This window comes from Kitasatospora sp. NPDC001225, assembly GCF_053597855.1.
Genome location: NZ_JBSFJC010000037.1, coordinates 1 through 19,716 on the forward strand (window position 1 = coordinate 1; position 19,716 = coordinate 19,716).

Here is a 19,716-nt window from a genome sequence, read left to right on the forward strand (position 1 = left end):
GTCGGCGGCGGGGGTGAGCAGGGAGGCGAGGACGACGGCGTCCTCGATGGCCTGGCAGGCGCCCTGGCCCTGGAAGGGGCACATCGCGTGGGCGGCGTCGCCGAGGAGGGCGACCCGGCCGTGGTGGTGGGCGGGCAGCGGGTCGGCGAGGTCCCAGACGTCGTGGCGCAGGACGCGTTCGGGCTCGGCCAGGGCGAACAGCTGCGGTACGGGGGCGCACCAGTCGCCGAACCTGCGCAGGAGTTCGGCCCGTTCGTCCCCGTCGGCGGCCCGCTCGCCGGCCGGGGCGAGGGCGGCGCCGTAGACGTAGACCCGGCCGTCGGCGAGCGGGACGACTCCGGCGAGCCGGCCGCGGCCCCACACCTCGCCGACGGCGGCCGGGCGGCGGTCGGGGGTGACGACGGCGCGCCAGGTGGTGAAGCCGCTGTAGCGGGGGCCGGGGTGGCGGGGGAAGAGCAGGGCCCGGGTCGCGGAGCGGATGCCGTCGGCGGCGACGACCAGGTCGGCGGTCTCCTCCCCGTCGGCGGTGCGCAGGACGGTGGGTTCGGTGGCGCTGCCGGGGGTGACGAGGGTGGCGGGCGAGCCGGTGCGGACGGTGTCCTCCGGGAGTGCGTCGACCAGGGCGGCGATGACGTCGGCGCGGGCGACGGCGGCGATGGTGTCGCCGAAGCAGGCCTCGAAGGCCGTGGTGTCGAGGCGGGCGAGCCAGCGGCCGGAGGGGTGGCGCAGGCCGACGGCGGGGTGCGGGGCGGCGAGGGCGCGCAGGCGCGCGCCGACGCCGAGCCGGTCGAGGGAGCGCAGGGCGTTGGGGGCGAGGGCGAGCCCGGCGCCGACGGGTTCGAGGGATTCGGCGCGTTCGTGGACGCGTACGGGGATGCCCTGCCGGTGGAGGGCGAGGGCGGCGGTGAGGCCGCCGATGCCGCCGCCGATGACGATCGCCTGGTGCAGGCCCATGAGGGGGCTCCTCTTCTCGCGCGACCCGGGCACTACAGGTGTAGTGTCCGATGTCCTGCACGCTACTACATGTGTAGTGAGCCGTAAACTACGGCTGTAGTGAGTTGGGGGAGCCCGACTGGAAAGGCCATGATCGGACCCATGACACCCCCGCGCCCGACCCTGATCGCCGACGCCGCCATCGACCTGATCGCCGACGCCGGCCTGCGCGGGCTCACCCACCGCGCCGTGGACGACGCGTCCGGCCTGCCCGCTGGCTCGACCTCCAACCTCGCCCGGACCAGGGCCGCCCTGCTGGAGCTCGTGCTCACCCGGATCGTCGAGCGGGAGACCGCCGACTTCCCGGTCCTCGCCGAGGGCGAACTGCCGCGGGCCGCCGTCCCGCCGCGCGAACTGCTGGCCGAGGTCGGCGCCGAGGTGCTCTTCCGGGCGCTCACGGAGGGCCGCCGGCTCACCCTGGCCCGCCTGGAACTCGCCCTGGAGGCCACCCGCAGGCCCGAACTGCGCACCCTCTACGACCGCCTGGGCGCGCGCTTCGCCCAGCGCGCCGCCGAGCTGCTCGCCGCCTCCGGCTCGGGCGACCCCACGGGGGACGCCCGCCGGTTGATCCGCTGGTGCGACGGCGTGCTGTTCAACGCCACGGCCGGCAGCGGGCACTGGCACGTGCCGATGCCGGAGGAGCTGCGCGAGGAGATCGACCGCTACCTCGCCGTGCTGCTCGACCGGTAGGACCGGTGGGACCCGGTAGGGCCGGGGCCCGGGGGTGCCCGCCTATACTCCCTCTGCCCGATCAGGCAGGGGGAAGAAATGCTGAACACGCTCGACGTCGCGGTACTGGTGGTGGTCGGGGTGGCGCTGCTGGTGCGGCTGGCGACGCTGCCGGTGCTGGTCCGTGCCCAAGCGGCAACGCGCCGCCGGGCGTTGGCGGCCGCCGGCGCGGACCCGGCCGGAGGTGCGCGGGGCGGCACCGGCGCGACGATCGGCGAACTGACGGTGGGTCTGCTGACCGCCGTGGGAGTGCTGGCCGTCCTGCGCGCCTGGAGCAGTGTCCTCTTCGAGGGGCTGGGGCGGTCGTTCGACGTCTACAACGCGCGGTACCTCACGATCGTCTCGCACCTGCCCCTCCACTCGGCGCGGACCTGGTACATCACCTCCTTCGTCGTCTGCCTGCTGCTCTGGCTTCTGCTCTGGTGCCTGACCCAGCGCAACCTGTGGACCGTCGGCATGCCGCCTCGGCTGTGGCGGTCCGGCCGGGCCCGGGCCCAGATCGCCGGCCTGCTCGCCCTCCGCGCGGTGCTCGCCGTGTTCCTCCTGCCGGTCGGGCTGATCGTCGCCGCGCTGGTGTTCCAGGCCGTCGCTGTGGCGGCGAGCCGCCGGGCCAGGCCGGTCGGCGCGGAGGCGGTGCGCGCCGAAGAGGCCCGAGTGGCCCAGGCCGCCCAGGCGGTCCAGGCGTTCCCGGCGTCGCCGAACCCGTACGTGCCCACCGCGCCGGCGCGGGCGCCGTACGTCCCGCCGCAGACGCCGTACGCCCCGCCTCAGGCCCCGTACGTCCCCACGCAGTTCGCGCAGCCCGCCCCTCCGGTGCCGGCTGCCCCGGCCGCCCCGCCGGTGCTGCCGAGGCCGCCCGTCGGCAGCCCCCTCGGCGCTCACGAGCCCCGCACGATCGGCGGCTACCAGCTCCTCGGCCGGATCGGCTCCGGCGGCATGGGCACGGTCTACCTCGCCCAGCGCCAGGGCTCCGCCACCCAGGTCGCGCTCAAGACCATCAACCTCGAACTCCTCGACGACGCCGACCTGTTGCGCCGCTTCCAGCGCGAGTCCGAGGTGCTGGCGATGGTCCCCGGCGCCTACACCGCCCGGGTGCTCGACACCGGTGTGGACTCCGGACGCCCGTACCTGGCCATGGAGTTGCTGGACGGCCGCCCGCTGGACGCCCACCTGCGCGAGCAGGGGCCGATCCGCTCCGCCGAGGCGCTGCGGGCCCTCGCGCTGGCGCTGGCCGTGGCGCTGTCCGGGGTGCACCGGCTGGGGCTCGTCCACCGGGACCTCAAGCCCGCCAACATCATGCTGACCACGGCCGGTCCGCGCCTGCTGGACTTCGGCATCGCGGCGATCGTGGACGGCACCCGGCTGACCGCCACCGGCGGCGGGCCGGGCACCCTGACGTACATGGCGCCGGAGCAGTTCGGCGAGGAGCGGGTCGGTACGGCGGCCGATGTGTGGGCCTGGGCGTGCTGCGTGGTGTGCGCGGCGCACGGCGCCAGCCCGTTCGCGGCGACCAACACGGGAGCGGTGATCCGCCGGATCGTGGAGACCGGGCCCGAACCCGCGGCGCTGGCGGCGGTCCAGGCCCTCGACCCGGCGCTCGCCGCCGTCGTCACCCGCGCGCTGGCCATGGCCCCCGAGCAGCGCCCGGCGGACGGTACGGCCCTGCTGGCGGCGCTGGCGGCGGCCCAGCCGACGGCGCCGGACCCGGCGGCCGTCCACGACCAGATCACCCGGGGCTGGCAGACCCTCGCGCTGTAGCGGCGGCGACGGGCCCGGCGCCGGTGGCTCCGGAAGGGAGAGTGCGGCCTCAGCCGTCGGAGGTTGCCCGCCCGGCGACGAGCCGGGCGCAGTCGTCCACCGAGGCCCTCGAGGTGTCGACGACCAGGTCGTACGTGACGCCCTCGTGCACCAGCGAGGCCTGCGCGGCGGCCATCCCGGCCGCCCGGTCGCCGCGGGCGGCCTCCCGCTTCGCGGCCACCGCCGGATCGCAGCGCACCCCGACCCAGAGCACGTCCAGGCCCTCCAGCGCCGACCGCCACCGGGCCTGCGAAGCGGCGCCGCCGAGGAACACCTCGTCCACCACGATCCGGGCCCCGGCCCGGGCCATCGCCGCGACCCCGAGCGTCCAGGCGGCGTCCAGGGTGGCGAAGACCGGGCCGACCTCGACCGTCCCGTCCCCGTCCTCCAGCCCGCCGATGCCCTCGCCGCCGGTGCGCAGCGACGGCGGCAGCGCCTCGACCATGGTGTCCGCGCCGAGGTGCAGCCAGGGGTCCGGCAGCAGCTCCTGCAGGCGCAGGGCGATGCTCGACTTGCCGGAGCTGGACCCGCCGTTGAGAACGATCACATGCATGCGCGGAGCCTACGGCCGCACACCCCGCGACGTCGCGGCGTTATCCCGGGGGTGCCAGAGGGGTGCAGCCGTGGACCGCACGGCCCCGACCGCCCCCCATCAACGCCGCCCCCATCAACGCCGCCCCCCACCGCCGAAGCCCCGGGCTACGCCGCCCCCGCCGCGAAGGCCGCCGCCGCGGCGGTGAAGGAGGCGGCCACCGCCGGTGCGCCCGCCCAGTGCAGGTGCAGGTAGGAGGCGTGCACGTTGCCGCTCGCGAAGCCCTCGGTGCGGGGGCCGGTCGGCAGGCGCCAGCCCCAGGCGGGGAGTTCGCCCGCGCCGGGCTCGCAGACCGTGCGGTGGAACTCGTGGCCGCGCAGCCTGGTGCCGGCCGGGGCCAGCGGGGAGTCGTGCAGGGCGACCGCCTCCCGGTAGCCGAGGGTGAGGCGTTCGGTCATCCGGGCGTCGGTGGGCAGCACGCCGCACATCGGCAGGCCGTCCAACTCCCGTCCCAGGTAGAGCAGTCCGGCGCACTCGGCGGCGACCGGCCCGCCCGCGGCGGCGAACGCGGCGATGGCGGCGCGCAGCGGGGCGTTGCCGCTCAGCTCGCGGACGTACAGCTCGGGGAAGCCGCCGCCGATGACCAGGCCGGCCGTTCCGGCGGGCAGCGAGGAGGCGTGCAGCGGGTCGAACGGGACCACCTCCGCGCCCGCCGCGCCGAGCAGTTCGGCGTTCTCGGCGTACGAGAAGGAGAAGGCCGCGCCGCCCGCCACCGCGATCCGGGGCCGGCCGGCCACCGGGGTGACCTCGGCCGACGGGTCCCAGGGTTCGGCGTCCAGGTCCGGTGCCGTCCGGGCGAGTTCGAGCAGGGCGTCCAAGTCGACCGAGGAGGCGACCAGTTCACCCATGTCGGCGACCGCCCGGAGGGCCTCCGCCGAGCGTTCCACCGCCGGGATCAGCCCGAGGTGGCGGGAGGGTGTGGCGACCGCCGTCGAGCGGCGCAGCGCGCCCAGCACCGGCACGCCGGAGCCCTCCTCCAGGGCCTCGCGCAGCAGGTGCTCGTGCCGGTCGGAGGCGACCCGGTTGAGGATCACCCCGGCGAGCCGCACCTGCGGGTCCCAGGAGGCGAAGCCGTGCACCAGCGCGGCCACCGAGCGGGACTGCGAGGAGCCGTCCACGACCAGCACCACCGGCGCCCGCAGCAGCTTGGCGACGTGCGCCGTGGAGGCCAGTTCGCCGCGCCCGGAGGCCCCGTCGAACAGGCCCATGACCCCCTCGACGACGGCGACGTCCGCCCCCGCCGCGCCGTGCAGGAACAGCGGCGCGATCCGCTCCGGCCCGCACATGAAGGCGTCCAGGTTGCGGCCCGGGCGCCCGGCGGCGAGCGCGTGGTAGCCCGGGTCGATGTAGTCGGGGCCGACCTTGTGCGGCGACACCGCCAGCCCGCGCGCGGCGAGCGCCGCGATCAGGCCGGTGGCGACGGTGGTCTTGCCGGCGCCCGAGGAGGGCGCGGCGACGACGAGGCGGGGGATGTTGCTCAACGGTCTACCACTCGATACCGCGCTGGCCCTTGCGGCCGGCGTCCATGGGGTGCTTGACCTTGGTCATCTCGGTGACCAGGTCGGCGAAGCCGGTCAGCGCCTCGGGCGCGTACCGGCCGGTGATGACGACGTGCTGGCTGCCCGGGCGGTCCTTGAGCACGGCGACCACCTCGTCCGGGTCGACCCACCCCCAGTGCATCGGGTAGGTGAACTCGTCGAGCACGTAGAAGCGGTAGGTCTCGGCCGCGAGGTCGCGCTTGACCTGCTCCCAGCCCTCCTTGGCCGCCTCCTCGCTGGACATCTCCTGCTCGGCGGAGCGCTGGATCCAGGACCAGCCGGAGCCCATCTTGTGCCAGTCGACGGTGCCGCCCTCGCCGGAGGCGCCGAGCACGCGCAGCGCGTTCTCCTCGCCGACCTTCCACTTGGCGGACTTCACGAACTGGAACACCCCGACCGGCCAGCCCTGGTTCCAGGCCCGCAGCGCCATGCCGAACGCGGCCGTGGACTTGCCCTTGCCGGGGCCGGTGTGCACGGCGGTGATCGGCAGCGTGCGGCGCTGACGGGTCGTCAGGCCGTCGTCGGGGACGCTCTCGGGGACTCCCTTGGGCATGTCGGCTCAGGCCGCCTTTCGCATCGAAGTGGTCGAACGGTTCGCGGAGCGGTCCGCGGCGCGGTTCTCGCGGACGAGCGAGGCCACGCCCTCGGCGCGCAGCTCGTCCAGGCTGACGGCGGTGCCGCCGAGCAGCCCGGCCAGGGTGCGGGCCAGGCCCAGGCGGACCGGGCCGGACTCGCAGTCCAGCACCACGCTGGCCGTGCCCTGCGCCGCGAACAGCGCGGCCGCGCGGCGCGACTGGGCGAGCGCGTCCCGCCCGCCGGTGGCCCGGCCGTCGGTCACCACGACCAGCAGCGGGCGCCGGCTCGGGTCGCGCAGCCGCTCCACCCGCAGCACCTCGTGGGCGCGCAGCAGGCCGGCGGCCAGCGGGGTCCGCCCGCCGGTGGGCAGTGACTCCAGCCGGGTCGCGCCGACCTCCACCGAGGAGGTGGGCGGCAGTGCCAGCTCGGCGCCCGAGCCCCGGAAGGTGATCATGCCGATCTTGTCGCGGCGCTGGTAGGCGTCCATCAGCAGCGACAGCACCGCACCCTTGACGGCGGTCATCCGCTGCCGGGCGGCCATCGAGCCGGAGGCGTCCACCACGAACAGCACCAGGTTGGACTCCCGTCCCTGGCGCACCTGTTCGCGGAAGTCGTCCTTGTGCACCACCAGCGCCCGCCCGCTGCGCCCGCGCGCGGCCTGGTGCGGAGCGGCGGCCTGGAGGGTCGCGGTCAGGTGCAGCCGGGCGAGCGCGCCCTGCGGGCGGCGGGCGCGGATGGTGTGCCCGCCGGTGGTCTCGGCGGGGGAGCGGCGGCCCTGGGCGCCGTGCCCGGTGCCCTTCACGGTGAACAGCCGCGTCCGGTACGGGTCGCCGGCCGCGACCGGCGCCGACTCCCGCGCGGGGGCCGGATGTTGGGCCGGTACGGGCGGCTGTGCGGGTGCCTCGGGGCCATCGGAGGCGGGGTCCTCGGGGGAGGGCGCCTCGGGTGCCTCGGGGCCGCCGTCGGACGGCTCGGGCGCGCCGCCGCCGTCGGGGCCGCCCCCGTCCGGGCCGCCCTCCGGCCCGTCACCGTCTCCGTCGTCGCTGCCGCCACCGTCGCCGTCCGGGCCGGGCCCGTCGTCCTCGGGCTCCGGCTCCTCCTGCTGGGCGTGCTCCTCCAGCGTCCGGTCCAGCTGCTCCTCGTCCAGCCCGGGCGCGTCGAAGGGGTTGCGGCGACGGCGGTGCGGCAGTGCCAGCTGGGCGGCCTTGCGGACGTCCTCCTCCAGCACCTCGGTGCGCCCGTCCCAGGCGGCCAGCGCGACGGCGGTGCGGGCCATCACGATGTCCGCGCGCAGCCCGTCCACCTCGAACGCGGCGCACACGGCGGTGATCTGACGCAGCGCCACATCGGTCAGCTCGACCTTGGGCAGCAACTCCCGTGCGGCGGTGATGCGTTCGGCGAGCGCCCGCTCCTCCTCGGCGAACCGCGCGGCGAAGCCGGCCGGGTCCGCGTCGTACCCGAGCCGGCGGCGGACCACCTCGGCGCGCTCGGCCGGGTCCCGGGTGGCGGCGATCTCGACGGTCAGCCCGAACCGGTCGAGCAGCTGCGGCCGCAGCTCGCCCTCCTCCGGGTTCATGGTGCCGACCAGCAGGAACCGGGCCGCGTGCCGCACCGACACGCCCTCGCGCTCGACGTACGAGCGGCCCATCGCGGCGGCGTCCAGCAGCAGGTCCACCACGTGGTCCTGGAGCAGGTTCACCTCGTCGATGTAGAGCACGCCGCGGTGCGCCCGGGCGAGCAGTCCGGGCTCGTAGGCCTTGACGCCCTCGGCCAGCGCCCGCTCCAGGTCGAGCGAGCCGACGATCCGGTCCTCGGCCACGCCGACCGGCAACTCGACCAGCTGGGAGGGCCGTTCGGAGGAGGACGGGGAGTCGTGCGGCCCGTCCGGGCACTGCGGGTCGGGCGCGGCCGGGTCGCAGGCGAAGCGGCAGTCGTCCACGGTGGCGATGGACGGCAGCAGGCCGGCCAGCGCGCGCACCATGGTCGACTTCGCGGTGCCCTTCTCGCCGCGCACCAGCACGCCGCCCACGGCCGGGGAGACCGCGTTCAGCAGCAGTCCGAGCCGCAGGTCGGCCATGCCGACGATCGCGGTGAACGGATAGCGGACGTCACTCATGCCGTACCCCAGTCCTGTCGTGCCTGACTCTGTGATCGTGCCCGGCCCTGCTGCCCCGCCCGGTTCGGCGGTCCTGCCCAGCCCTGCGTCCGTGTCCGGCTCATGCGTCACTCCCAGGGGCCCCGGGCGGGAGGAACGGCAGTGATCCGGCCGCCGGCACCCCGCCCTCGATCAGCTTCCACAGCGCGTCGGTGTCCGCGTGCTCCTCGATCAGGTCGCCCAGCCGGTCCAGCCGGGCCTCGCGCGCCGCGGCGAAGGAGGTGTCCGGCGCCGGGACGAACGCCCGGCCGGACAACTCGGCGACCTCGCGCAGGAGTTCGCGGCGGAACCCGTCGTTCTCCAGCGCGCCGTGCCAGGTGGTGCCCCAGACCGGGCCGACCCGGCAGCCGTCCAGGAAGGGACTGCCCCCCTCCACGGTCACCACCCCGTGGTGGATCTCGTAGCCCTCGACCCGCTGCCCGAACGCCTCGCCGACCGGCCGCGCCAGCACCTTCTCGACGCCGAACCGCACCCGTGTCGGCAGCAGGCCGAGGCCGTCGACGGCGCCCGCCTTCGACTCGACCTCGTCCACGATCGAGTGCGCCAGCATCTGGTAGCCGCCGCAGACCCCGAGGACCGGCAGTCCGGCCGCCACCCGCGCCTTCAGGGCCGGCTCCAGGCCGCGCTCGCGCAGCCAGGCGAGGTCCGCGACGGTGGCCCGGGTGCCGGGCAGCACCACCAGGTCGGCGTCGGCCAGCTCCTCCGGCCTGGTCGCCCAGCGGACCAGCACGCCCGGCTCCTGCGCGAGCGCGTCCATGTCGGTGAAGTTGGACAGCCGGGGGAAGCGCACCACGGCCACCCGCAGCACGTCCGCGCCGAGCGGCCCGGGCCCGTCCGCCCGGTCCGCCACGGTGGACAGGTCCAGCGAGTCCTCGGCGTCCAGCCAGAGCCCGGGCAGCATCGGCAGCGTGCCCAGCACCGGACGGCCGGTCAGCTCGTGCAGCATCTCCAGCCCGGGCGCCAGCAGCCGCGCGTCGCCGCGGAACTTGTTGACGAACCAGCCCGCCACGTGCCGCTGGTCCTCCGCCGACAGCAGCGCCAGCGTCCCGTACATCGCCGCGAAGACCCCGCCGCGGTCGATGTCCCCGACCACCACCACCGGCAGGGCGGCGGCCGTGGCCAGGCCCATGTTGGCGATGTCGCGGTCGCGCAGGTTGATCTCGGCGGGCGATCCCGCGCCCTCGCAGACCACCACGTCGTAGCGGCCGCGCAGGTCGGCCAGGCACTCCAGGGCGCGCTCCAGCAGGACGGGCTTGCGCTCGCGGTAGTCCAGCGCGCCGACCTCGGCCACCGGCCGGCCGAGCAGCACCACCTGGCTGCGGCCGTCCGCGCCCGGCTTGAGCAGCACCGGGTTCATCGCCGCCTCCGGCTCCACCCGGGCGGCCTGCGCCTGCATCGCCTGGGCGCGGCCGATCTCGGCGCCGTCGGCGGTGACGAAGGAGTTGAGCGACATGTTCTGCGCCTTGAACGGCGCGACCCGTACGCCCTGGCGGGCGAGCCACCGGCAGATCCCGGCCGTCACCACGCTCTTGCCCGCGTCCGAGGTCGTCCCCGCGACCAGCAGTGCGTTGCTCATGCCCGTCCCCTCTTCTTCAGCAGTGCCCGCAGCAGGACGTGCCCCGCGACCGTCGTACCCAGCGCCAGTGCGCCCACCCGCCGGGAGAGCGCGCAGGCCCGCTCGATGTCGTCCACTGTCACCGGCCGCAGCTCCGCGCCCAGGACGGGCCGGTGCTCCACCCGCTCGCCGTACCGCAGCGTGCCGCCCAGTCGGGCGCCCACCGCGCCGGCGAACGCCGATTCGGCCTGGCCCGCGTTCGGGCTCGGGTGCGCGGAGCCGTCGCGCCGCCAGACCCGCCAGGCGGTCCGGGGCTCGGGGGCGGCGGCCACGGTCAGCAGCGCCGTCAGCCGGGCGCCCGGCCAGCCCGCCACGTCGTCCAGCCGGGCGGAGGCCCAGCCGAACCGGGCGTAGCGGGGCGAGCGGTGGCCGACCATGGCGTCCAGGGTGTTCACGGCGCGGAAGGCCAGCAGGCCGGGGGTGCCGGCCAGGGCGCCCCAGGTCAGCGCGTTCACCACGGCGTCGGCGGTGTTCTCGGCCACCGACTCGACCACCGCCCGGGCGATCTGCTGCCCGTCCAGGGCGCTCGGGTCCCGCCCGCACAGGTGCGGCAGCCGCTCCCGGGCGGCGGCGAGGTCGCCGGCGGCCAGCGAGCGGCCGATGGTGCGGGCCTCCCGGGTCAGCGAGGTGCCGCCGAGCACCGTCCAGGTCGCGGCCGCCGCCAGCGCCGCCCGGCCCAGCGGGCGCCGGCCCACCGTACGGTCCAGGGCGAACGCGCCCGCCGCGACCGCGCCCACGCACAGCGCGGTGTACCCGGCCCCGGCGGCGCGGTCGTCGCGCCACAGCCGCCGCTCCAGCCGGGTCGCGGCGCTGCCGAAGAAGGCCACCGGGTGGCCCCGGCGGGGGTCGGCGAAGCGGGCGTCGGCGGCGTAGCCCGCGGCGGCGCCGAGCGCGAACACGGCGGCTCGGGTCAGCGGGCGCGGAGCGGGGGAAGGCGCGCGCGGGGTCATCGGCCGCACGGCGGAGGGCAGCTCGGAGTCCGGCCGGGCGGGGCAGCCTGCATCGCGTGCGTGTCCTCACTCAGGGTCCGCGCCCTGGATCGACGTGACGGCGGCGAGAGTCTCCTGGCTTCCGGGTCGAACGCACCCCCGGAGCCTTCCAGCGGCCGTGGACGGCCCGCCGTGGCGATGTTCCGAGCGTGCTCCCCGGTGACAGTGGCGGGACCGCGCCGGACTTCCACCGGCTTCCTCTCCATGCCTCCGTTTGGCCCCAGGATCCCATCACGGGCCCGAACCGGGAGTCAACCGAGGTCACGGAGGGGTTGGTCACACGGGGACGCCGCTGACGCCCGGTCGGATCGCCCGGCGCGGCCCCGCCCCGACCCCCGCCACCGGCACCCCCTGAGTACCGCCCTGAGCACCCCGGGAGCGCCCGCCGGGTGACCCGGACGGCCCAGCCCGGTGGCCGGTCGGGCGGAGCGCCGGTGAACTGGGGCTCGAACACCGTCCGGTCCGTGAAGAACGTCCGTGAACAACGTCCGTGAACGACGTCCGTGAACAACAGAGCGGGGAGCGAGATGCGTTGGGGAACCGCCGCCGTCGTGGCGGCCGCCGCGGTGGGGGCCGCCGTGCTGGTGGTCGGCCGCCGGGCCTCCGAGCGGATGGTCCGTCCGGTGACCGCCGTCCAGGAGTCCGGGCCGGTCCAGGTCCGCGCCCTCGCCGCCGGCCGGGTCACCTTCACCCGCGGCCCCGCGAGCCTGCGCCCCGGCCGCTGGGCGGTGGAGTGGGCGGACGGCGGGCACGCGGTCGTCGAGGAGGTGCTGCACGCGGACGAACAGGGCGTCACCCGCCGACTGGTCCGCGCCGACCGGGGCACCCTCGCCCCCGGCACCGAGGTCCGCTTCACCCCGCGGGTCCACCTCGGCGACCCCACCGAGGCGCTCGGCCTCGCCTTCGCCGACACCACCGCCGACGGCGAGCTCGGCGCCCTCCCCGCCTGGCGGCTCGACGGCAAGCGCGGCACCTGGGTGATCCTGGCGCACGGCCCCGGCGACGACCGCCGGCAGACCCTCCCGGTGCTCCCCGTCCTCGACCGGCTCGGCCTGCCCGCCCTCGCCGTCACCTACCGCGGCGACCGGGGCGCCCCCGCCTCCCCGGACGGGCTCAGCCACTTCGGCGAGACCGAGTGGCGCGACATCGAGGCGGCGGTACGGCTGGCGCTCGACAGCGGCGCGGGCAAGGTGATCCTGTACGGCTGGTCCGTCGGCGCGACCATCGTGCTGCAGACCGTGGCCCGCTCCGCCTGGTCGCACGCCGTCCGCGGTCTGATCCTCGACTCGCCCGTGCTCGACCTGCCCGCCTCCGCCCGCCGGGACGCCGCCCGGGCCGGCTTCCAGGGCGTCGCCGCCGAGCTCGGCGCCCTCGCCGCCGAGGGCCGCACCGGGGTCGACCTCGCCGACTTCGGCCGCATCGCCGACGGCACCGACCTGCGGGTGCCGACCCTCCTCCTGCACAGCCCCGAGGACCGGATCGCGCCCTTCGGCGCCGCCGAGAAGCTGGCCGCCGCCCGCCGCGACGTGGTGAGCCTCCAGCCCTTCCCCGGCGCCGACCACGCCACCCTCTGGAACACCGCCCCCGACCGCTACACCGAACTCCTCCGCCGCTGGCTCACCCCGCTGCTCTAGGGCCTGTCTTCGGGCTCCCGTCGTTCGCCCCGCAGAGGCGAGTCCGAAGACCGGCCCTGGCCCCTCAACCACCCCCCCTGTGCGCGAGGGCGTTTTCGGCTGGTCCCCGCCGCTTTTCCCGGTGCGATTCCCCCCGTCCGAGAATGAACGTTCCTCCCATTCCTCCGGGCCCGCGTGAAAAGTCGGCCCGGCCGACTTCCGGTGCAGCTCGATCCCGATCACGCCGCCCGCCATCCGTCCGGATTCGGGCTGGACAGTCCCGCCGGGCGTCGCCGGGCCGAAACGCCCCCGTACGGGCCCCTCGGCTGTCAGGAGCAATATTTGGCCCGGCCCCTTACCCCCCCACCCGTACGCACGGTGACCGCCCGAGCATTCCCGGCAACCGGGCCGCCCCCTGTGGCATGGGCAGGTCACACGTTTCCGGCCAGGCGGTTTGCCGTTGTTGCCCGATCTTGCGGAGGTGCCACCGGCGGTCGCCCGGTCGTACGGACAACCGGATGTGACAGAAGGCCGGTACAAGGGGAAGACTGCTCGACGTGACGTCTCGGAACCCGCGCGACCGTGATGCCCCGCTCCCGCCGACGATCGGTACCGGTGCGACGGTGACCCGTCTCCCCGGAACGGCCCAACGGCCCGCCGGTGGCAGGCCGGGCGGGGCGGGAGTCCCCCGTAACGCAGTACCCCGGCGACGAGGGCCCGCTCCGGCTCCCGGGCGGGGCAGGGTTCCCGTGCCGGAGGGCTTTCCGGCACCCTCCGAGCTGGCGCCGCTGGCCCGCCGGATGCTGGTGGACGCCGTCCGGGTCGCCCGCTGGGCCGGTGAGCTGGCCGAGGTCGACAAGCGCGGCGAGCTGCTCCCGGACGACGCCCGCGCGGCGGGCCGGGCCCTGGCCATGACGGTCGGTGCCGCCGCCAAGGCCTGGGGGCAGGCGCTGCTGGTGGGCCTGGTGGAGGCCCGGGACGGCGGAGCCGGCCCCGGCTGGCGCCTGCACGCCTGGGAGCACGACGACGAGGCCGTGGTGCGCGGCTGGTCGGCGCTGTTCGACGCCTGGACCCTGCTCGCCCCGGTGCCGCCCGCGGCGCTGCGCGGCGTCTTCGCCGTCCTGGCCGGGCAGGCCGTGGACCAGGCCCCGCAGCTGCTGTCCTTCCTGCACCTGGTGGACGGCCCGGTCGCCGAGAGCGAGCTGCTGGAGCTGCTGCGCCGCGGCCTGGACGAGCGCCGGGTCGGCACCGGCCTCGGCGGACCCGGCCTGTCGCCGGTGCCGCACGCGGCCTCGGCCGTCTCCGCCGTCCGCGGCACCTGCCGTGCGCCGCAGATCGACACCCCGGCCGCGCCCTCGGACGTGGCCGCCGTCCTGGACTGGATGCTGGACGGCCTGGCGGCCGTCGGCGCCCTGGTGCGCAGGAACGACGCCGCGGAGCTGTCGCCGCTCGGCCACTGGGCGGTGCGGGCGAAGCTGGAGGAGATCTGCACGGTCGCGCAGACCGCGGCCGGGCACATCGAGCAGAGCGCCTTCGAGCTGCTGAACGCCTGCGCGGACTACTCGCCGGGCCCGGCCCGCGCCGAGTTCCGGGCCTGGGTCGCGGCCCGGCCGGCCGACCGGGCGGTGGGCGAGCTGCTGGACGCCGCCCAGGGCGACGACGCGCTGGTGCGCGGGCTGGCCTTCGAGGCGCTGCGGGTGGCCGGCGGACCGGCCGAGCAGGCGGTGCGCGCGGCGGTGGACGAGCCGGTGCTGCGCCCGTACGCGCTGCTGTGGCTGGCGGAGCGCGCGGACGAGGGCGTCGCCCCGGCGGACGTGCTGGGCGCGGAGGACGCGGCTTGGCTCTGGGTGGACACCGCGGCCGCGGTGCTCGACCACGGCGAGACCGAGCTGCTGGTGGGCCACGTCGAGGGCGCCGCGGCGGGCGACCCGGTCCGGCTGTTCGCCCGGGCCCGGCAGTCCGGCCACCCGCGGGCGGCCTCGGTGCTGACGGCGGTCTCGAGCGTGCACCCGGACCCGGGCGTGGCCCGGGCGGCCCGCCGCTCGGCGTTCAGCGTGCACACCGGCGGCGCCTGAGCCGCACAGGCGCACGGGAACACGGGCGCACAGGAACACGGAAACACGGAGACACGGAAAGGGCCCGGAACCACCAGGTTCCGGGCCCTTCCCCATGCCGGTCGTGGGACGGCTCAGCCGAGCCGCGACTCCGCCCGCCGGGCGCGGACGTCGCCGACCTTCTGCCCCACCTTGCGGCGGATGACCAGCAGCGGCGCCATCGCGGCGAGCGTGATCTGGGCGAACGCGCCGACGTGCATCAGGCTGTCGCCGCCGGGCAGCCCGGTCGCCCAGGCGGCCAGGCAGCCGATCGCGACGACGACCCAGCAGAGCGTGGCGGTGGCCAGCAGCCCCTGCGGCTTCGGGTACTCGATCCGGCTGACCATCAGGTACGCGGCGCCGAAGATGGCGAGCAGACCGGGCAGGAACGGCGGGTCGAGCAGCACGATGGCGATCACCGTCATCGCGCCCATCGGGCAGGGCATGCCCTGGAACACCCCGGGCCGCATCTTGACGGCCGAGAAGCGGGCCAGCCGCAGGACCACCGCGAGCAGTACGGTCAGCGCGATCAGCGCCGACAGCTTGCTGTTGGAACCCGGGGAGACCATGCCCCAGACCGCGACGAAGTAGGCCGGTGCGATGCCGAAGCTGATCAGGTCCGCGAGGTTGTCCAGTTCCGCTCCGAGGGCGGAGGAGCGCAGCTTGCGCGCCACCAGCCCGTCGAAGAGGTCGCACATCGAGCCGATCAGCAGCAGCGTGACCGCGGTGGCGGCGCTGTGCCGGTCCGGAGCGGCGTCCGGGTTGGTGATGTGCGGGACCAGGACCCCGGTGGTGATCGAGTAGATCGCCAGGAAGCCGCAGACGGCGTTCCCCAGGGTCAGGAAGTCGGCCGTGGACAGGTGCTGGGGAGAGCGCGGGGCACGCAGCTCGCGGTCCCGTGCCCAGCGGCGGCGGCGCAGGGCCGTCTCCTCGTCGTCCAGGCCGACGATTGTCTCAGGATCAGTCACGGTCAAGGCGCGTCACCCCGGCTGTGGTCTTCTGGCCGACCTCGACGCCGACCTCGACGCCGGCCGGCAGGTAGGTGTCGACGCGGGACCCGAACCGGATCAGACCGATCCGGTCGCCCTGCTCGACCTTGGTTCCGGCGTCCACGTACGGCACGATGCGGCGGGCCACGGCCCCCGCGATCTGGACCATCTCGATGTCGCCGAGCTCGGTGTCGAAGTGCCAGACGACCCGCTCGTTCTGGTCGCTGTCCTTGTTGAACGCGGGGACGAAGCCGCCCGCGACGTGCTCGACCGACGTCACGGTGCCCGGCAGGGGCGCGCGGTTGACGTGGACGTTCAGCGGGCTCATGAAGATCGCGACCCGGGTGCGGCCGTCCGGCCAGGCGTCGATGCTCTGCACCACGCCGTCGGCGGGGGAGATCACTCTGCCCGTGCCGATCTCACGCTCGGGGTCGCGGAAGAACCACAGCATGCCCGCGCCGAGGGCGCAGGCGGGTACCGCAGCCAGGGCCCACTTGCCGCTGCGCCGGGTGAGGGCGGTGGTCACGGCGGCCGTGGCGAGGGTGGGGACGAACCAGGGGGTGGCTCCGCGCGCGATGGTCACGCGGGGTCGCCGACCGGCCGTCGGGGCTGCGAGGGCATCGCGGTCCGTGACGGAGGTGTGAGGGGACGGGCTGATGGGCATCGAAGACCTTTGTCGCGGGGGATCATGGCCGCTGGACGGGGGCCACCGCGGAATCGGTAATAGAGGGACGGCTTGCTGTCCCGGTGGATGCTATCGGGAGCAGACGGTGGGTGGGCAACCCGCCTGCTCGTTCACGTGTCCGGTGGCGGCGCGTGTGCGCGTCCACTCCTACGACCGTAGCTCGGCCCGGTCCGGTTCCCAAGGGACCCGACAGGGCTGGTGACTCTTGTCTCAACGGGTGCGCGGACGGAACCCGGCGGACGAAACGGCCGTAGCGGCCGGAAGCGGGTGTGCGGAAGCGGCCGCAGGGCGCGTCGTTGCAGCTGTACGCCCTGCGGCCGCTTCCGGCGGGCCGTGCCGGACCCAGGCGGACCAGGCCGGGCCCGTGACGGGGCACGGCCCCGCGCCGGGACGGGCCCGCACGCCCGTCGACCGGCGGTTCGAGGGGGCCGCCCGGCGACGGGGTGCGTCGGCGGGCGGCCCGGGGGTCAGTCGGCGATCCGGTACTCCTCGAGGAGCCGGCGCCCGACGATCATCTTCTGGATCTCCGCAGTACCTTCACCGATGAGCAGCATCGGGGCCTCGCGGTAGAGGCGCTCGATCTCGTACTCCTTCGAGAAGCCGTAGCCGCCGTGGATGCGGAAGGCGTCCTCGACGACCTCCTTGCAGTACTCGGAGGCGAGGTACTTGGCCATGCCGGCCTCGAGGTCGTTGCGCTCGCCGCCGTCCTTCTTGCGGGCGGCCATGACCATCATCTGGTGGGCGGCCTCGACCTTGGTGGCCATCTCGGCGAGCTTGAACTGGATCGCCTGGTGCTCGGCGATCTTCTTGCCGAAGGTGGAGCGCTGCTGGGCGTAGGCGATGCCGAGCTCGAAGGCGCGGCGGGCGACGCCGCAGCCGCGGGCGGCGACGTTGACGCGGCCGACCTCGACGCCGTCCATCATCTGGTAGAAGCCGCGGCCCGGGACGCCGCCGAGGACGCGGTTCGCCGGGACGCGGACGTCCTGGAGGACCAGCTCGGTGGTGTCGACGCCCTTGTAGCCCATCTTCTCGATCTTGCCGGGCACGGTCAGGCCGGGAACCGAGGGGTTCGGGCCGAAACCGGCCTCCTTCTCGATCAGGAAGGTGGTCATGTTCTTGTACGGGCTGCTGCCGCCCTCGTCGGTCTTGCAGAGGACCGCGACCAGGGTGGAGGTGCCGCCGTTGGTGAGCCACATCTTCTGGCCGTTGAGGACGTAGAACTCGCCGTCCTTGACGCCCTTGGTGGAGATGGCCGAAACGTCGGAGCCGAGGCCCGGCTCGGACATCGAGAAGGCGCCGCGGATCTCGCCGGCCGCCATCCTCGGCAGGAAGTGGTCCTTCTGCTCCTGGGTGCCGTGGGCGTTGATCATGTGCGCCACGATGAAGTGGGTGTTCACGATGCCGGAGACCGACATCCAGCCGCGGGCGATCTCCTCGACCACCAGGGCGTAGGTGAGCAGCGACTCGCCGAGGCCGCCGTACTCCTCGGGGATGGTGAGGCCGAACAGGCCGAGCTGCTTCATCCCCTCGACGATGGCGGTCGGGTACTCGTCCTTGTGCTCCAGCTCGGTCGCGACCGGAATGATCTCCTTGTCGACGAAATCCCGCACGGTGGCGAGGATGTCCCGCTGGATCTCGGTGAGGCCGTCGGTCTGTGCGAGGCGTCCCATCGTGCGGCTCCGAAAGGTCTGAGGGTCTGCGGAAAAGTCGGGGAATCCCCCGGGGGGGGGATTGCGGGGGCCCTGCCGGCGTGGCTGCGGCAGCAGGGCCCCCGGGCCGGGTGGGGCGCGGCCGATGACGGCGGCCTGCCCGTCCGGGGTCTCTCGAGGGGCCCGCGGTGAAAAGCGGGCCCCTATAGAGGGGAGGGGCTCAGGAGAGCGGGGTCGGGCGGCCGGGCTGCTCGCCGCCGCGCTCCTCGGTGTACGTCGCGGTCGGCACCATCACCTTGCGGCGGAAGACGCAGACGACCGTGCCGTCCTGCTTGTACCCCTTGGTCTCGACGTACACGATGCCGCGGTCGTCCTTGGACTTGGACGGCCACTTGTCGAGCACGGTGGTCTCGCCGTAGATCGTGTCGCCGTGGAAGGTCGGCGCGATGTGGCGCAGCGACTCGATCTCCAGGTTGGCGATCGCCTTGCCGGAGACGTCCGGGACGGACATGCCGAGCAGCAGCGAGTAGACGTAGTTGCCCACCACGACGTTCCTGCCGAAGTCGGTCGTCTTCCCGGCGTAGTTGGTGTCCAGGTGGAGCGGGTGGTGGTTCATGGTGAGCAGGCAGAAGAGGTGGTCGTCGTACTCGGTGACCGTCTTGCCGGGCCAGTGCTTGTAGACCGCGCCGACCTCGAACTCCTCGTAGGTGCGTCCGAACTGCATGGCTGCTCAGGCCTCCGGGATCTCGAACTTGGTGGTGCGCTGCAGGCCCGCGGCCCGGCCCTTGCCGGCGACGACCAGCGCCATCTTGCGGCTGGCCTCGTCGATCATCTCGTCGCCGAGCATCGCGGAGCCCTTGGCGCCGCCCGCCTCGGAGGTGCAGTAGTCGTACGCGTCGAGGATCAGCTCGGCGTGGTCGTAGTCCTCCTGCGAGGGCGAGTAGATCTCGTTCGCGGCGGCGACCTGGTCCGGGTGGAGCACCCACTTGCCGTCGAAGCCGAGGGCGGCCGAGCGGCGGGCGACCTCGCGGTAGCCCTCCTGGTTGCGGATCTGGAGGTAGGGGCCGTCGATCGCCTGGAGGTCGTTGGCGCGGGCGGCCATCAGGATGCGCATCAGGATGTAGTGGTAGGCGTCGGCGCCGTAGCCGGGCGGCTGCTCGCCGACCACCAGCGACTTCATGTTGATGGAGGCCATGAAGTCGGCGGGGCCGAAGATGATGGTCTCCAGCCGGGGCGAGGCCTCGGCGATGGCGTCGACGTTGATCAGGCCCTTGGCGTTCTCGATCTGCGCCTCGATGCCGATCCGGCCGACCTCGAAGCCCATGGTCTTCTCGATCTGGGTGAGCAGCAGGTCGAGCGCCTTGACCTGCTCGGCGTCCTGCACCTTCGGCAGCATGATGCAGTCGAGGTTGGGGCCGGCGCCCTCGACCACGGTGATCACGTCGCGGTAGGTCCAGTGGGTGGTCCAGTCGTTGACGCGCACGACGCGGGTCTTGCCGCCCCAGTCGCCGTTGTTGAGGGCGTCGACGATGTTGTGGCGGGCGCTCTCCTTGACCAGCGGGGCGCAGGCGTCCTCCAGGTCGAGGAAGACCTGGTCGGCCGGCAGGCCCTGGGCCTTCTCCAGGAAGCGCGGGTTGCTGCCCGGTACGGCGAGGCAGGAGCGGCGCGGGCGCAGTCGGTTGACAGCAGTCATCAGAATCGAG

General features: G+C 74.8%; 16 protein-coding genes and 1 riboswitch. Of the genes, 4 read left to right on the plus strand and 12 right to left on the minus strand.

Going from position 1 to position 19,716, the window contains the following annotated elements:
* Positions 1–954: FAD-dependent monooxygenase (locus ACWDCZ_RS15415; protein ID WP_449816140.1), on the minus strand; the 954-nt coding region annotated here is incomplete at its 3' end.
* A 141-nt stretch (positions 955–1,095) separates the two neighbouring features.
* Between ACWDCZ_RS15415 and ACWDCZ_RS15420 the strand changes: the two genes are divergently transcribed.
* The gene (locus tag ACWDCZ_RS15420; protein WP_181970709.1) at positions 1,096–1,683 is read left to right on the plus strand and encodes a TetR/AcrR family transcriptional regulator; all 588 of its coding nucleotides are present in this window, start codon (positions 1,096–1,098) and stop codon (positions 1,681–1,683) included.
* A gap of 78 nt (positions 1,684–1,761) precedes the next feature.
* Complete coding sequence (locus ACWDCZ_RS15425; RefSeq protein WP_449816141.1) at positions 1,762–3,480, plus strand: serine/threonine-protein kinase; 1,719 nt, start codon at positions 1,762–1,764, stop codon at positions 3,478–3,480.
* Positions 3,481–3,529: 49 nt separating this feature from the next.
* Here the strand turns inward: ACWDCZ_RS15425 and cpt are convergent, their stop codons facing one another.
* The 6 genes from cpt to ACWDCZ_RS15455 all read right to left on the minus strand — a co-directional run bounded on the left by cpt (position 3,530) and on the right by ACWDCZ_RS15455 (position 10,945).
* Positions 3,530–4,066, minus strand: coding sequence for a chloramphenicol phosphotransferase CPT (cpt, locus tag ACWDCZ_RS15430; protein ID WP_074001628.1), 537 nt, complete (start codon positions 4,064–4,066; stop codon positions 3,530–3,532).
* A gap of 152 nt (positions 4,067–4,218) precedes the next feature.
* Positions 4,219–5,592, minus strand: coding sequence for a cobyrinate a,c-diamide synthase (locus tag ACWDCZ_RS15435; protein WP_449816142.1), 1,374 nt, complete (start codon positions 5,590–5,592; stop codon positions 4,219–4,221).
* A 4-nt stretch (positions 5,593–5,596) separates the two neighbouring features.
* On the minus strand, positions 5,597–6,202 hold the full coding sequence (gene cobO, locus ACWDCZ_RS15440) for a cob(I)yrinic acid a,c-diamide adenosyltransferase (protein ID WP_049655361.1): 606 nt from the start codon (positions 6,200–6,202) through the stop codon (positions 5,597–5,599).
* A 6-nt stretch (positions 6,203–6,208) separates the two neighbouring features.
* On the minus strand, positions 6,209–8,341 hold the full coding sequence (locus ACWDCZ_RS15445) for a putative cobaltochelatase (RefSeq protein ID WP_449816143.1): 2,133 nt from the start codon (positions 8,339–8,341) through the stop codon (positions 6,209–6,211).
* A 100-nt stretch (positions 8,342–8,441) separates the two neighbouring features.
* Entirely contained in the window at positions 8,442–9,956 is a 1,515-nt protein-coding gene (locus ACWDCZ_RS15450) for a cobyric acid synthase (protein ID WP_074001625.1), read from the minus strand.
* Positions 9,953–10,945, minus strand: a complete 993-nt coding sequence (locus ACWDCZ_RS15455) for a cobalamin biosynthesis protein (RefSeq protein ID WP_449816144.1) — start codon at positions 10,943–10,945, stop codon at positions 9,953–9,955. The genes ACWDCZ_RS15450 and ACWDCZ_RS15455 overlap by 4 nt, the downstream gene beginning before the upstream one ends.
* Before the next feature lie 108 nt (positions 10,946–11,053).
* Positions 11,054–11,184: riboswitch (cobalamin riboswitch) on the minus strand.
* A gap of 327 nt (positions 11,185–11,511) precedes the next feature.
* Here ACWDCZ_RS15455 and ACWDCZ_RS15460 point away from each other — a divergent pair.
* On the plus strand, positions 11,512–12,618 hold the full coding sequence (locus tag ACWDCZ_RS15460) for an alpha/beta hydrolase family protein (protein WP_449816145.1): 1,107 nt from the start codon (positions 11,512–11,514) through the stop codon (positions 12,616–12,618).
* 728 nt (positions 12,619–13,346) lie between these two features.
* Complete coding sequence (locus ACWDCZ_RS15465) at positions 13,347–14,672, plus strand: hypothetical protein (RefSeq protein WP_074001623.1); 1,326 nt, start codon at positions 13,347–13,349, stop codon at positions 14,670–14,672.
* A gap of 113 nt (positions 14,673–14,785) precedes the next feature.
* Here the strand turns inward: ACWDCZ_RS15465 and ACWDCZ_RS15470 are convergent, their stop codons facing one another.
* The 5 genes from ACWDCZ_RS15470 to ACWDCZ_RS15490 form a co-directional block, all read right to left on the minus strand.
* Positions 14,786–15,664, minus strand: a complete 879-nt coding sequence (locus ACWDCZ_RS15470) for a CDP-alcohol phosphatidyltransferase family protein (protein WP_369808332.1) — start codon at positions 15,662–15,664, stop codon at positions 14,786–14,788.
* On the minus strand, positions 15,651–16,343 hold the full coding sequence (locus tag ACWDCZ_RS15475) for a phosphatidylserine decarboxylase (RefSeq protein ID WP_049655656.1): 693 nt from the start codon (positions 16,341–16,343) through the stop codon (positions 15,651–15,653). Before ACWDCZ_RS15475 ends, ACWDCZ_RS15470 begins: the two co-directional genes overlap by 14 nt.
* A gap of 488 nt (positions 16,344–16,831) precedes the next feature.
* Complete coding sequence (locus tag ACWDCZ_RS15480; RefSeq protein ID WP_074001622.1) at positions 16,832–18,034, minus strand: acyl-CoA dehydrogenase family protein; 1,203 nt, start codon at positions 18,032–18,034, stop codon at positions 16,832–16,834.
* 199 nt (positions 18,035–18,233) lie between these two features.
* Positions 18,234–18,737, minus strand: a complete 504-nt coding sequence (locus tag ACWDCZ_RS15485) for a MaoC family dehydratase (protein ID WP_049655661.1) — start codon at positions 18,735–18,737, stop codon at positions 18,234–18,236.
* 6 nt (positions 18,738–18,743) lie between these two features.
* Positions 18,744–19,706, minus strand: coding sequence for an HpcH/HpaI aldolase/citrate lyase family protein (locus ACWDCZ_RS15490; RefSeq protein ID WP_049655662.1), 963 nt, complete (start codon positions 19,704–19,706; stop codon positions 18,744–18,746).
* Positions 19,707–19,716 lie beyond the last annotated feature (10 nt).